Annotated in this window: 10 protein-coding genes and 1 other RNA gene; 1 reads left to right on the forward strand and 10 read right to left on the reverse strand. The window is 59.5% G+C overall.

What is annotated here, in order from left to right:
- Positions 1-50: 50 nt before the first annotated feature.
- Positions 51-1,919 carry a S8 family peptidase gene (locus tag ACFFT4_RS34225; protein WP_378054190.1) on the forward strand — a complete coding sequence of 623 codons (1,869 nt, stop codon included), beginning with the start codon at positions 51-53 and terminating at the stop codon, positions 1,917-1,919.
- 187 nt (positions 1,920-2,106) lie between these two features.
- Here ACFFT4_RS34225 and rnpB read toward each other — a convergent pair.
- The 10 genes from rnpB to glyQ all read right to left on the reverse strand — a co-directional run bounded on the left by rnpB (position 2,107) and on the right by glyQ (position 13,705).
- Positions 2,107-2,519: RNase P RNA component class A (rnpB, locus tag ACFFT4_RS34230), an RNA gene on the reverse strand.
- A gap of 702 nt (positions 2,520-3,221) precedes the next feature.
- Entirely contained in the window at positions 3,222-4,337 is a 1,116-nt protein-coding gene (locus tag ACFFT4_RS34235) for a Nif3-like dinuclear metal center hexameric protein (protein WP_378054192.1), read from the reverse strand.
- On the reverse strand, positions 4,304-5,113 hold the full coding sequence (locus tag ACFFT4_RS34240; RefSeq protein WP_378054194.1) for a tRNA (adenine(22)-N(1))-methyltransferase: 810 nt from the start codon (positions 5,111-5,113) through the stop codon (positions 4,304-4,306). The genes ACFFT4_RS34235 and ACFFT4_RS34240 overlap by 34 nt, the downstream gene beginning before the upstream one ends.
- A 12-nt stretch (positions 5,114-5,125) precedes the next feature.
- On the reverse strand, positions 5,126-5,959 hold the full coding sequence (locus ACFFT4_RS34245) for a hypothetical protein (protein WP_378054196.1): 834 nt from the start codon (positions 5,957-5,959) through the stop codon (positions 5,126-5,128).
- Between the two features lie 78 nt (positions 5,960-6,037).
- Positions 6,038-7,165 (reverse strand): RNA polymerase sigma factor RpoD, encoded by a 1,128-nt coding sequence (rpoD, locus tag ACFFT4_RS34250; protein WP_378054198.1) that lies wholly within the window; start codon positions 7,163-7,165, stop codon positions 6,038-6,040.
- A gap of 32 nt (positions 7,166-7,197) precedes the next feature.
- Complete coding sequence (gene dnaG / locus ACFFT4_RS34255) at positions 7,198-9,024, reverse strand: DNA primase (RefSeq protein WP_378054199.1); 1,827 nt, start codon at positions 9,022-9,024, stop codon at positions 7,198-7,200.
- A gap of 36 nt (positions 9,025-9,060) precedes the next feature.
- Entirely contained in the window at positions 9,061-9,531 is a 471-nt protein-coding gene (locus tag ACFFT4_RS34260) for a YaiI/YqxD family protein (RefSeq protein WP_378054201.1), read from the reverse strand.
- Positions 9,532-9,836: 305 nt separating this feature from the next.
- Positions 9,837-10,643 carry a pyruvate, water dikinase regulatory protein gene (locus ACFFT4_RS34265; protein ID WP_378054203.1) on the reverse strand — a complete coding sequence of 269 codons (807 nt, stop codon included), beginning with the start codon at positions 10,641-10,643 and terminating at the stop codon, positions 9,837-9,839.
- A gap of 100 nt (positions 10,644-10,743) precedes the next feature.
- Positions 10,744-12,825 (reverse strand): glycine--tRNA ligase subunit beta, encoded by a 2,082-nt coding sequence (gene glyS / locus ACFFT4_RS34270; RefSeq protein WP_378054205.1) that lies wholly within the window; start codon positions 12,823-12,825, stop codon positions 10,744-10,746.
- The gene (gene glyQ, locus ACFFT4_RS34275; RefSeq protein ID WP_378054207.1) at positions 12,818-13,705 is read right to left on the reverse strand and encodes a glycine--tRNA ligase subunit alpha; all 888 of its coding nucleotides are present in this window, start codon (positions 13,703-13,705) and stop codon (positions 12,818-12,820) included. Before glyQ ends, glyS begins: the two co-directional genes overlap by 8 nt.
- Positions 13,706-14,064 lie beyond the last annotated feature (359 nt).

The following is a 14,064-nucleotide window of genomic DNA, read 5'->3' on the forward strand; positions in this document are numbered from 1 at the left end:
TCCTAACAGCATAACCGCTCCTCGTCCGGAGCACAAAGGAGAGTAACGCCATGCGCCGTTACGCTTGGGCCGGCATAGCGCTCGGCATCGCAGCCGTTCTGCTCGCGATCCCGCTGCTGCCGTCCTCCGATCACCGGGAAAATCGCGATTTCGCACCCTCTCCGGCCGCGCCTTCGCCGGGGCGGAACGAAACGTCCTACAAGCTGCAGATGATCCAAAACGATATGACCGCAACCGAAAAACTGTCCAGGGCGCAAGTAACCAGGGATATCCGAACCTTCCTGGAAAAAAGACGCTCGGCCTCGGGCGAAGCTTTGCGCGCGCTCCTGAAGGCGCATCCCGAGGTCGTCTACGCCGAATGGCTCGATGGGAACAACCGGTCGAGCGCGGGAACGCTGACGCCCGACACGATGAGGGAAACCCGGCCTTATTTGGCGCGGGCGCGTTCGGCGGCGCGCAAACAAGCCAGCTTCTCCACTCCGGTATTTCCGGCCGGCGGGAAAAGCTATTTCGTTCTGGCGGAAAAGCCGGGCAACGCCGGAGGCCATAGCGTCGTCGCCCTCGTCAACGCGGAAGTGATTCAAGCGGTGGAGCGGCATCAGCGCCGCAATCTCAGAATCGTTCCTTATCCTCAGGAAGGCCGCTACCGCATCGAATCGGTCATCCCCGGCACCAATGCGGAGACGACGGTAAGAAGCGGAGAAGACAACGGCAACGCCAGCCATTTCTCGGTGGACGAGGTCGTCGTCAAATTCCGCAAGCCGTTGACGGAGAAGCAGCTCCTGCAGCTTCGCAAGGAGCTCGACCTGACCGTCGTCAAGCAGACGCGAGACATCTACGTGTTCCGCTCCAAGAAGCATAAGACGGGCGAGCTGAAAACGTATTTCAAGCGCGAGTGGAATCCCGTATTCGTCGAGCCCCACTACTTGTACTTGACCAACGGGTTCGGGGAGGAACCGCAGCCGGGCGCGGCCGAAGAGCAGGCGCTGATCCCCAACGACACGCTGTACTCGGAATATCAGTGGAATTTGCCGGAAATCGCCACGGAGACCGGATGGCGGGTCACGAAAGGCAGTCCGGATATCGTCGTCGCCGTGCTCGATACCGGCGTGCAGTCCGATCATCCCGACTTGAAGGGACGCCTGGTCCAGGGCGTCAACATCGTCGATCCGTCCAGCAATCCCGAGGACGACGTCGGGCACGGCACGCACGTGGCCGGCATTATCGCGGCGGAAGTCAACAACAACGAAGGCGTCGCGGGCATGACCTGGTATACCAAAATTATGCCCGTCAAAGTGCTGGACAGCACCGGCGCCGGCTCCACCTATTCCGTGGCCGAAGGCATCATATGGGCGACGGATCACGGAGCGCATGTCATTAACATGAGCTTGGGCAATTACGCGCAGGCCGAATTTCTGCACGACGCGATCAAATACGCTCATGACAACGGCGTGGTGCTCGTCGCCGCAAGCGGCAATGACAACACCGACCGTCCGGGTTTCCCGGCCGCTTATCCCGAGGTGCTCGCCGTAGGGGCTACCGATCCGGACGAACGGCGCGCCGAATATTCCAATTACGGCGACTACATCGACGTCGCGGCTCCCGGCACCTCCATTCCGAGCACGTACCCCGGAAGCCGATACGCCGCCTTATCCGGCACATCGATGGCTTCCCCGCACGTGGCCGCGCTCGTTTCGCTGGTCCGGGCGGCCAACTCCGGCTTAAGCAACGAAGAAGTGATGGAGCTGATCCGCGGCACGGCGAAGGACTTGGGACAGACGGGCAAAGACGCGGAATTCGGATACGGCCAGATCGACGTGATGGCCGCCCTCCAGACCGCGCACGGCTCGCAATCGTCGCTCCAGCTCTTCCCGTCCCGCGTCCGTCAACAGCTGGAGCGCCTGAACGGGTTGAAATGAAGCGAAATAAAGTGAGTGAAGTGAAATAAAGTGGGTGAATTGAAATAAAGTGAATTGAAGCGAAATAAAGTGAAGTGAAAATAAGGAGAAGTGAAAATAAGGAGAAGTGAAGCGAAGGTTTGCGCGACAAAAAAGGTGATGCAGGTTTTTGCGACCTGTATCACCTTTTGAATTGGCATGAGCATAGCCGGAAAGCTTGCCGTAAGCCGGGTTCTGTACTTCTCGTGGTCAGAACGGATCGCGCATGGCGAGCCTCCCACGGATTGAAGCGACAATCATCTTTCTAGGCCGTACATTGCTGCACGGCTCAAGCGACCAACCCGAACGCACCCCGGGCAAGGGCTGAAGCGCGAAGCTTCCGCGTTCTCCTCGGTCTTGCTCCAGATGGGGTTTACCAGGGACAAAGTCGCCAGTGTCCCTCGTGGTCTCTTACACCACGGTTCCATCCTTGCCTGATCTGCCTAAGCAGCCATCGGCGGTCCATTTCTGTGGCACTATCCTTCAGCTCGCGCTGACTGGACGTTATCCAGCATCCTGCCCTGCGGAGCCCGGACTTTCCTCTCGCGGCGCGAAGCCGCCAGCGATTGTCTGTCAAACTTTCCGGCGTGTAAAGAATAGTATATCGCGAATCGGCTTCTATGGCAACGAAAACGACGCAACAACTTGTTGGAAAACGTGCCAAGCTCCCGAAGCCCCGACCATCGACCATAAGCCCTCCAGACGTGCTTAACCCCCGCAAACTATCCGGATTCCGATGCTTAAGCCCGCCACGTGGGCTTACCACGCTCCCGAAACTCCGACCATCGACCATAAGCCCTTCAAACGTGCTTAACTCCCGCAAACTATCCAGATTCCGATGCTTAAGCCCGCCACGTGGGCTTACCGCGCTCCCGAAGCTCCGACCATCGACTATAAGCCCTTCAAACGTGCTTAACCCCCACAAACTATCCGGATTCCGTCACTTAGGACCGTCGCACGAGCTTATCACGCTCCCGAAGCCCCGACCATCGACCATAAGCCCTTCAAACGTGCTTAACCCCCGCAAATTCCCCGGATTCCGTTACTTAAGACCGTCACGGGAGCTTATCGCGCTCCCGAACCTCCGACCATCGACCATAAGCCCGTCAGACGTGCTTAACCCCCGCAAATTCCCCGGATTCCGTTACTTAAGACCGTCGCACGAGCTAATCCGGCTGACCGTACGCTGCTAGTACCGAAGCTGGAACGCTCATCGAAGTACGCCGCTCATCGAATACGCCCCGCATCCAGCACGCGAAGCACCGCGCAAGCCACGCCTCCCCGCTAACGAAGCCGGAATGGCTCCGTGTCCACCTGAGAGGCGAAGACTTCGGTGGCATAGCCTTTCTCTTTCAGGCGCTCGGCGAGCCATGAGGCGACGTTCGGCTTCATGATCTTTTCGGCGTGATGGCCCGGATCGACGATGGCGATGCCCGCCGCCAGCGCATCCTGCGCGGAGTGGAAATCGATATCGCCCGTTACGAGCACATCGGCTCCGGCGAAAATCGCGTGGCGAATGTATCTCGCCCCCGAGCCGCCCAACACGGCCACCTTGCGGATCGGCTTCGCCCCGTCGCCGACGACGCGGACGAACGGTACGTCCAAAGCCCGCTTGACACGCTCGGCGAATTGGTCCAGCGACTCTGCCTCCGCCAGCTTGCCGACTCTCCCGAGACCGAAGGAACGCCCCTTCAGATCGATGCTGTACAGGTCGTAAGCGACCTCCTCGTACGGATGGGCCTTCAGCATCGCGGACACCACTTTTTTGCGAACGCTCATCGGCACAACCGTCTCCAGCCGGATCTCCTTCGCTTCCGTCAATTGCCCCTGCTTGCCGATAAACGGATCGGAGCCTTCCCGCGCCATAAAAGTGCCGGTTCCTTCGATATTAAAGCTGCAATGGCTGTAGTTGCCGATCCAGCCGCCGCCCGCGGCGAAAATCGCATTGCGCACCTGCTCGTGATGGGTTTCCGGCACGAACACAACCAGCTTGTAGAGCTGATCGGTATGCACCTCCTCCAGCACGTCGCGTCCGTTCAACTCCAGCGCTTCGGCCATCAGATCGTTGATGCCGCCCTCCGCCGTATCGAGATTCGTATGCGAAATATAGACCGCGATATCGCTCCGCAGCAGCTCCGCGGCCAAAGCTCCCGCCGGCGTATCCGTGCGCAGATGAGCCAGCGGACGGTAGATGACCGCATGATGCGCGATAATCAGCTCCGCGCCCAGATCGGCCGCCTCCCGCACCACTTCCGGCGTGACGTCGAGCGTCACGAGCACGCGCTTCACTTCCTTCGACGCCGTGCCGACCTGCAGGCCGATCTTGTCGTCCGGCACCGCATAATGCTTCGGAGCAAGCCGCTCCATCAATTGGACGATCGTTTCTCCGCGCGCAAACATGCGAGCACCTCCCTGATTTCCTTGACGTCCTGCTCCCATTCCCGCGCCTTCTCGGCCGCCTCCGGCGCAACCGCGTGCTTAAGCTGCAAAATCACTCTTTCCCGCTTGGCGATTTCCTGTTCCCACTTGCGGTAAAAGTCTTCGTTCGGACTGCGCAGCAGCAGCGGCCCCATCTCGTACAGAAGCGCGCGGGATACCCGCTCAAGCGCAGGCGCGAGCAATCGCTCATCATACAGCCGGGAATCGGCCGCCTTCGCCTCCTCCTCCGAGTCCGCGAGTCGCGCCCGCATCAGCGTATAAATAATTCCGTCTTCCTCCAGCAGCAGCTCGTCGTTCAGCGCGAACCGATGCTCCGACAGCCAGCGTCTTACCGCGTCTTCCGCGACGTGCGGCGAAAGCACAAGCGTCCTGACGCCTTCAAGCCGCTCCCCGGCCTGCTCCAAAATGCGGGCCATCAGACTGCCGCCCATACCCGCGATCGCGACCGTGTCCACTTCTCCCGGCTGCAGAACGGCCATTCCGTCGCCCAGACGAACCGAAATTTGCTCCTCCAGTCCCGCTTCGGCCACCTGTCTTCTGGCGGCGTCGACCGGACCCGCGTTAATGTCGCCGGCCACGGCAAACCCGATTTTTCCTTCCAGCGCCAAATATACCGGAAGCAGCGCATGATCGGTCCCGATATCGGCGAAACGCGCCCCATGGGGGACGCGCTCCGCCAACGCCGACAGACGGCGGGACAGCTTCAGCCCCGCTCCCGAATCCTTTATTTCCTTCATCTCCGTCATCCGTTACGCAACCCATTCCATCCATTGTTTTCGCAGGCGGAACATGCCGATGCCCGCGATCAAAATTTTAATCAAAATTTCCGTCTGAATCCACTCCGGACGAACTCCGTACAGGGCCGAATATATTTCCGGCATAAACCACAGCACGAGCGCGGCGGCGAACATCGCCGTTCCGGCCGAAGCAAGCCGGACGTGCATAAACCAGCTTAACCATAAGAACAGCAGCGCCGCGGGAATCCAAAAAATCTGCACCTCGAATACCGACGCGGCCGGAGCATGCTCGGCAAGCAGCAAGGCGTACAACGCGATCGCCGCCAGCCAGCCGAGCCACTGCGGCAGAGCCAATCTGAGCCACAGCCCCCCGCCGAGCCAGACGACGGCCAGCAATCCCAGCAGCCACAGCAGCGCGGAGCCGCCCAAGCCCCACCGCAGCCCGACGATCGCCAGCCCCGATCCGAACAAGAACACAATCCCCGCGCCAATCCAGGCGTAGCCTCGCGCCGGCCGGCTCTCCCGCTGCTTGACGCCGGCGAAGACGAAACCCCCGGCGACAAGCAGCGCAATCGCGATTTGCAATAGCAAGGGAAACGCGCTAAAATGAAGTACAACAAAACAAATCAAGGCAAAAATTCCAGAAGCAAGAAACCATTGTTTGCCGGATGCCTGACTGATTTTTTTCATCGCCGCGCCGGTAATGCCCCGCGGCCGATCTTCCAAATCTTCCAAATAAATATTTTGCAGAAAGTCGCAATACTGCTCCGGCAACAGCTTGCTGCGGCGCCATGATTCGATTTCCTTCACGATGAGGTTGCGTTTCTCTTCCTCATTAGCGGCCATGCCGACGAGCCTCCTCGCACCCTTTTGAACAAAAAGACCTTCAACCGTTACGGCCAAGGTCTCTGCATCCATTTTCCTTTATTCCAGAAAATCCTTTAATCTCTTGCTGCGGCTGGGGTGACGCAGCTTGCGCAGCGCTTTGGCTTCGATCTGACGAATCCGTTCGCGCGTAACGCCGAACACCTTGCCGACCTCTTCAAGCGTCCGGGTGCGTCCGTCGTCCAGTCCGAACCGCAGGCGCAGCACGTTCTCTTCTCTCTCGGTCAGCGTGTCCAGCACGTCTTCGAGCTGCTCTTTAAGCAATTCGTACGCCGCGGCGTCCGCAGGAGCAAGCGCCTCCTGATCCTCGATAAAATCGCCCAGATGGGAATCGTCCTCTTCGCCGATCGGCGTCTCCAGAGAGACCGGCTCCTGCGCGATTTTCATAATTTCCCGCACTTTATCGACGCTAAGTTCCATCTGCTCGGCGATTTCCTCCGGCGTCGGCTCTCGTCCCAATTCCTGAAGCAATTGACGGGATACCCGGATCAGCTTATTGATCGTTTCCACCATATGAACCGGAATCCGAATCGTTCTCGCCTGGTCCGCAATCGCCCGCGTAATCGCCTGCCTGATCCACCAGGTCGCATAGGTACTGAACTTGAAGCCTTTATCGTAGTCGAATTTCTCGACGGCCTTAAGCAGACCCATATTGCCTTCCTGAATCAAATCCAGGAACAGCATGCCCCGTCCGACATAGCGCTTCGCGATGCTGACGACAAGACGAAGGTTGGCTTCGGCCAGTCTCTTCTTCGCTTCCTCGCCGTCCGGACCGCCGATCTCGATCTTCTTCGCGAGCTCGACCTCGTCGTCCGCGCCAAGCAGCGGCACGCGGCCGATTTCCTTCAAGTACATCCGCACGGGATCGTTGATCTTGATGCCCGGCGGCAGGCTGAGGTCGTCGTCGAAGTTGAATTCGTCGCGCTCGTCGTCGTCTCCCCCGTGACGTCCCAGGTCGTCATGATCGTTGGATACCTCGATGCCGATATCCGCCAATTGTTCGAAAAACTCGTCGATTTGCTCGGGGTCCTGATCGAACGGAGAAAGCTTTTCCATGATGTCTTTATAGGTCAAGGAAGATTTTTTCTTGCCTTGTTCGATAAGCTGAGCTTTGACCTGTTCCAGTGTCGATTCCGTTTCCAGTCCGGTGTGTTGATCGTTTGCCATTACCGACTCCCTCCTCCCCGGGAAACCGCGCTTTACGACATCTTGCGCTGCTTTTCCAGGGCGATAATCTCTATACCCAATTGTAATACCCGCGTTTGGTCGCCTTCCCGCGACGCACGCTTCAATTCCTCGGTCAGCCGCTCGTACTCTCTCTCCAGCGAGGCTCGACCGATGGTTCGGATGCAATCTTCCAGTTCCCGTTCGCCGTACGGGACGTCTATCATTGCGATTACGCTGGCCAGCCGTTCCAGACGATCGTCTTGCAACGTCGCGACGAAGCGGCCAACGTCAGGATCATTGTTCTGGGCGTAATAAGAATATAAATAAGCAGCCAAGGCCGCGTGATCCTCCACGTGAAAACGGTCCCCAAGCTTCTCTTCGACGAGGAGCGCCGTATCCCGGTCCTGCATCATCCAGGAGAGCAGTTGACGTTCCGCGTTCACATGCGCGGCCCCCAGCGGCGGAGTCTTGGAGGTGAAGTGATTTCCATTCCATACATTATTCCACGATCCGGCCGGAATATCCCTTGCGCTTTCCAATTTCTCCCGCTGTCTGTATTCGAGACTTTCCTGCTTCAGCGTATCGAGGGCGACTCCGAATTCCTGGGCCAGCTCTTTCAGCAGAAGCTCCCGCTCCATCGGAGAATTCCGCTTGGCCACAATCCGCACGGCGTCGCGCAAATACCTAATCCTTCCATCTTCTTCTAGGAGTATATGGGATTTCCTCAAATATATAAGCTGAAATTTGACTGCCGAAACCGCGCCCTCGACGATTTCTCTGACGAACGCTTCCGGACCGTAGGACGTGACGTATTCGTCGGGGTCCATCCGATTCGGCAGCAAGCTGACGCGAACCCGGAACCCGGCCTCCTCCAGCAGCGGAATGCTCTTGTGCGCCGCGGCTTGTCCGGCGTCGTCGCCGTCGTAGCAGATCACCGCTTCCTCCGCGAATCTTCTCAGCACGGCCGCGTGCTCGGCGGTCAAGGCGGTTCCCATCGTGGCGACGCCGTTGTGGACGCCGGCCGACCAAGCTTTGATCACGTCCATATACCCTTCGAAAAGCACGACCTGGCCGAGCTTGCGGATGGCCGACCTGGCCTCGTGAAGCCGATACAGCGTGCGGCTCTTGGCGAACAGCGGCGTCTCCGGCGAGTTCAAATACTTGGGCTGCCCGTCCGTCAGCAGCCGTCCCGCGAAGGCGATCGTCTGCCCTCTCGCATCGTGAATCGGGAACATGACCCGATCCCGGAACCGGTCGACGTATTCCTCCGCATCCTGCCGCTTGGACAGCAATCCGCCCGTTTCCATCTCGCGCGCCGGATAGCCTTTGCGCTCCAGCGCTTGCGTCAGCGTATCCCATCTCGGAGGGGCGTAGCCGATGCCGAACTGCTCGATCAAGGCGTCGCTCAGTCCGCGCGACTGCAGATAAGCTTTGGCCGGCCTCGCCGCCTCCAGATTCTGAAGAAGATAGTGATACAGCTTCGCGCTGTATTCGTGGGCCTCCTGCAGCAGCCGCTTCTCCTTCTGAACGGGAGAGGCTTCTTCGGCGTTATAGCTTGTCCAGCTGACGGGAATGCCGGCTTCCTCGGCCAACTGCTTGACGGCCTCCGGGAACGTCTCCCCTTCCATCTCCATGACGAACTTGATGACGTTGCCGCCTTTGCCGCACCCGTAACAATGGAAGATTTGTTTTCCGGGCGTCACCGTGAAGGAAGGCGTCTTCTCGGAATGGAAAGGGCAAAGCCCCTTCAAATACTTGCCGTTCTTGGTCAAATGAACGTATTTGCCGACCGTCTCGGAAATTTCGTGACGGCGCAGCACCTCGTCGATAACCTCTTGAGGGATCATTCCGTAGCTCATGAAAACCACCTGATTTCTAACCCATAATACAATTCGCTATGTGTCGGGAATCTCCTGCATCCCCCTCAATAGAGCTGTCAGTTTTTGTTGAAACCGGCTGCGATCCTCGTCCGTGAACGGGCGCGGCCCTTTCGTACGCACGCCTCCCCGGCGCAATCGGGCCGAGAAATGCCGCTGCTCCAGCAGCCCTTCGATATCGGACTCCCGGATCAGCTTGCCTCTCGGAGTCAGCACGGACGACCCCTTGGCCAATCCGAGCGCGGCCAAGCCGTAATCGCCGGTGACGAGAATATCGCCGCGCTTCAGCGCGTTGGCGATATACAGGTCCGCCGCCTGATCGCTTGCGTCCACCGTCACCACTTCGACGGAAGGCTCCGGGTTCAAAACGTGAGCGTGGCTGGATACGAGCAGCGCGGTCGCGCCGCATAGCCTGACGGCTGCGGCGATCTCGGCTTTGACGGGACAAGCGTCGCCATCCACCACGACCCGACGAGGCGGGACAATCATCGACATCACCACTCGTTTCAGCCAAAGTTTGCCGTAATATTATATACGCTAACGGAAATCAAAATCCTGCAAAGCCCCGCCTTTTTTTATGTTCCCCAAATCTTCCAGATTCAAATACCCGCAAAAAAGCGGAGAGAACAAGCTTTCATCAGTATTACGAAAAAAGTCGCAGAAAGGTGGCACATTCGACAAAAAATCCTAAAATTCGACTTAATCGGCAAAAGAGAACCTCTCGGTTCTCTTCGTTCTTCGCTTGCGAGACGGTCGCGGCACCATACGAACTGGACCGCCCCCCTTTCGGGCTTTTACCGTTGAAAACGTTCGAGAATGATGCTCGCCGTCTCCTCGACCGCCTTGTTGGAAACGTCGATGACGATGCAGCCGATCTTGTCCATCACTTCGCGGGCGTGCTCCAGTTCCTTCGCGATTCGTTCGGAAGTCGCATACGGGGCGGAATCCGGCAAGCCGATCGCCTTCAGCCGTTCCTTGCGGATCGCGTTCAGGGAATCCGGATGGATCGTCAGCCCGATCACCTTCTTCGGCGAAACCAGGTACAGTTCCTTCGGCGGGACGAGCTCCGGAATGAGCGGCACGTTGGCGACCTTGAACATTTTGTGCGCCAGCACCATCGACAGCGGCGTCTTGGAGGTCCGGGACACGCCGACAAGAACGACGTCCGCCTTGAGAATGCCGGATACGTCGCGGGCGTCGTCGTAGCGCACCGCGAATTCGACCGCCTCCACCTTGCGAAAATAATCTTCGTCGAGCCTGTGGTTCAGCCCAGGCTCATGTCTGGATTCGTGCCCGAGCGCCCGTTCCAGATGATCGATCAGCGGTCCGAGCAGATCGATGGCGGCAACTTTCATCCGCGCGGCCTGCTCGACCATATGCTCTCTGAGAAATGGGATGACCAGCGTATACAGCACGATGCTCTTGTCCGCCTGAGCCGCCGCCAGCACCGCGTCGATGCTTTCGGGCGATTGAATAAACGCCGAGCGCCGCACGTTCACGGACAGAGGATGGAACTGGGCCGCCGCCGCGCGAACCGCGAGCTCGCCCGTATCTCCGGCCGAATCGGACACGACGTGAACCGTAACGCTCCTTTGAGACACTTGATCCGCTCCCTTCCCCGTCAAATAGTAAGTTGCCCCGTCAAATGAGTTACCCAGTCAGTAGAGTTTTCCGATCAATTGAGTCTTCCGATCAATTGAATTATCCCGCCAATTTGGAGAAATCGGCGAACTGCTTCACGTCTTCGGCGACAAGCGACAGAATCGCCAGCCGGTTGCGGCGCAGCGCCTCGTCCTCCGCCATGACCATGACGGCTTCGAAGAAAACCGTCACCGGACCGCTGAGCGAGGACAGCGCAGACAGCGCTTCATCCAGATCGGCCTGCGCCGTCGCCTGCACGAAGCGGCCGTGCGCATGCTGCCAAGCTTCGAAGAGCCGGCCCTCCGCCTCGTCCGCGAACAGGTTCGCGTCCACCCGGCTGGAATCGGCTTTGGCCGCCAGATTGCAGACGCGGTTGAACGCCTCGACCGCCGGGCGGAAATCCGCCTTGGCTTCGTCGGCGGTCGCCGCCTGCAGAGCGCTCGCGCGCAGCACGGTGCGGCGCACGTCGCCCGCTCCCGCGCCCAGCACCGCATCGACGACGTCGTAGCGGATCGCTTGCTCGGAGAGCACGTTTTTCACGCGGAGCACGAAAAACTCCCGCATATCGTTGGCGACGTCGTAAGCCTCGCGCTTCAGCCCTCTCTCCGCATGAACGTCGAGCGCGATCCGGAACAGCTCCTCCAGCGTAATCTCGAGCTCGTGTGCGAGCAGCGTGTTCACGATGCCGGCCGCTTGCCGGCGCAGCGCGTACGGGTCCTGCGAGCCGGTCGGAATGATGCCGATCGAGAAGCAGCCGGCGATCGTATCGAGCTTGTCGGCGATGCCGACGATCGCGCCGATGAGCGAAGCGGCCGGCTTGTCGCCCGCGTTGCGCGGCGAATAGTGCTCGTTGATCGCCCGGGCGACGGTCTCCCGCTCGCCGGCCAGACGCGCGTAATCCTCGCCCATGATGCCCTGCAGCTCCGGAAATTCGTACACCATCTGGGAGACGAGATCGAACTTGCAGATGTCGGCGGTACGGGAGATGTCCGCGGCTGCGGACGGCTCCAGCCGCAGATGCGCCGCGATCCGGTCGGCGACGATGCGCACGCGCCGAACCTTGTCCGCGACCGTGCCGAGCTCTTCGTGGTACACGATATTTTCCAGCTTGGCCAGCGCGTCCGCGATGACCAGCTTCTTGTCTTCCTCGTAGAAAAATTTGGCGTCGGACAGCCGCGCTCTAAGCACCTTCTCGTTGCCTCTGGCCACGACGTCGATCGAGGTCCGGTCGCCGTTGCGCACCGTTACGAAATGCGGCAGCAGGCGACCGGCGTCGTCGAATACCGGGAAGTAGCGCTGATGCTCGCGCATCGACGTAATGAGCACTTCCTGCGGAATGTCGAGGAAGCCCGGATCGAAGGAGCCCGACAAGGCGGCCGGCGTCTCGACGAGGAACAGCACCTCTTCAAGCAGGTCGTCCTTGATGCCGATCGTCCAGCCCCGTTCCTTCGCCAAATCTTCGATTCCCGCAAGAATGGCCCGACGGCGCTCTTCCACGTCGGCGATCACCTGCTCTGCGCGCAAAGCTTCCACATAGGAGGAAGGCTCCGCAATGACCGCGTCCTTGCCGAGGAAGCGGTGGCCGCGCGTCGTGTTGCCGGAAGCGACTCCCGCGATCTCGAACGGCACGACGCGATCTCCGTGCAGCGCGACAAGCCAGCGGATCGGACGCACGAAGCGCAGCTCACGCTCGCCCCAGCGCATATTTTTGGGGAAGGTCAGCGAAGTGATCAGCGCCGGCAGCGCATCGGGCAGCAGCGCGGCCGTCTCGACGCCAAGGCTGCTCTTGGTCGCAAAGACGTACTCTACGCCGGCCACTTCGCGAATGAACAACCCGTCCGGGTCGGCGCCCTGGCTTCGCGCGAAGCCGAGCGCCGGCTTGCTCCAGGCTCCGTTCTCGTCGTAAGCGATTTTGCGGGACGGCCCCTTCACGTCCGCGACGACGTCTTCCTGCTTGTCGGCCAGATCCGATACGAGCACGGCCAGGCGGCGAGGCGTCGCATAAGCTTTCACTTCGCCGTAGGAAAGACGGCTGTCGTTCAGCCATTTGACCGTTTTCTCCTGCAACTGCTCCATGGCCGCGCGTACGAAACGGGCAGGCACTTCTTCCATTCCGATTTCCAGCAGCAAGTCTTTAGCCATTGTGCGCCGCTCCTTTCTTCAGCAGCGGGAATTCGAGACGTTCCCGTTCCTGCAAATACGTGGCCGCGACTTGGCGGGCCAAATTCCGGACTCTCGTAATGTAGCCGGTCCGCTCCGTCACGCTGATCGCCCCGCGGGCGTCCAGCAGGTTAAAGGCGTGCGAGCATTTCAGCACGTAATCGTAAGCCGGGAACACGAGATTCTGCTCCATCGCGCGCTTCGCTTCGGCCTCGTAGGTCGAGAACAGCTGGAACAGCATCGCGGCGTCGGACACCTCGAACGTATATTTGGAATGCTCGTACTCCGGCTGTCTGAACACGTCGCCGTAGGTTACGCCGTCCACCCATTCCAGGTCGAACACGTTTTCCTTGTCCTGAATGTAAGAAGCGAGCCGCTCCATGCCGTACGTAATCTCCACCGCGACCGGGTGACAGTCGATGCCGCCCACCTGCTGAAAATACGTAAACTGCGTCACTTCCATTCCGTCCAGCCACACTTCCCAGCCGAGTCCCCACGCGCCGAGCGTAGGCGCCTCCCAGTTGTCTTCGACAAACCGGATGTCGTGGTGCAGCGGATCGATGCCCAATCTTTTCAGGCTTTCCAGATACAGCTCCTGAATATTGTCCGGAGACGGCTTCATAATGACCTGGAATTGATGGTGCTGGTACAGCCGGTTCGGATTTTCGCCGTAACGGCCGTCCGCCGGTCGCCTGGACGGCTCGACGTAAGCGACGTTCCACGGCTCCGGACCGATCGAGCGCAGGAACGTCATCGGGTTCATCGTGCCCGCGCCCTTCTCCGTATCGTAGGGCTGCACGACGATGCAGTTCTGCTCGCCCCAAAATTGCTGCAGCGTCAACGTCATTTGTTGAAAATTCATCCTTGTTCGCTCCTCTTCACGTATCTGTTCCCGAACGGCCGGACGACGGGTCTCCGCGCGAAGCGCGCAAAAAAACTCCAGTCCCACGTCCGCCAACGCAGACATAGGGACGGGAGCTAACATTCCCGCGGTTCCACCCTACTTGGTTTCCCGACGACGCCGCGGCCGGCTGCTGCCCGCCAAACGCACCGCAAGGAGAACCCTCCTCTTGCAAGCCGATCTCTCCAGAGCGCCTTTCGCCGATTCGTGCCTCCGGGCTTGCACCGTCCCCGGCTCGCTGCATGGGCCACCGTAATTCGGCTACTCTCTCCTTCGCAGAGAATATAAACTATGACCACATTCTAAACTACCGCAAGGCA

The sequence above is a fragment of the Cohnella cellulosilytica genome, from assembly GCF_042431195.1.
In the GTDB taxonomy this organism is placed as follows: Bacteria; Bacillota; Bacilli; order Paenibacillales; family Paenibacillaceae; genus Cohnella; species Cohnella cellulosilytica.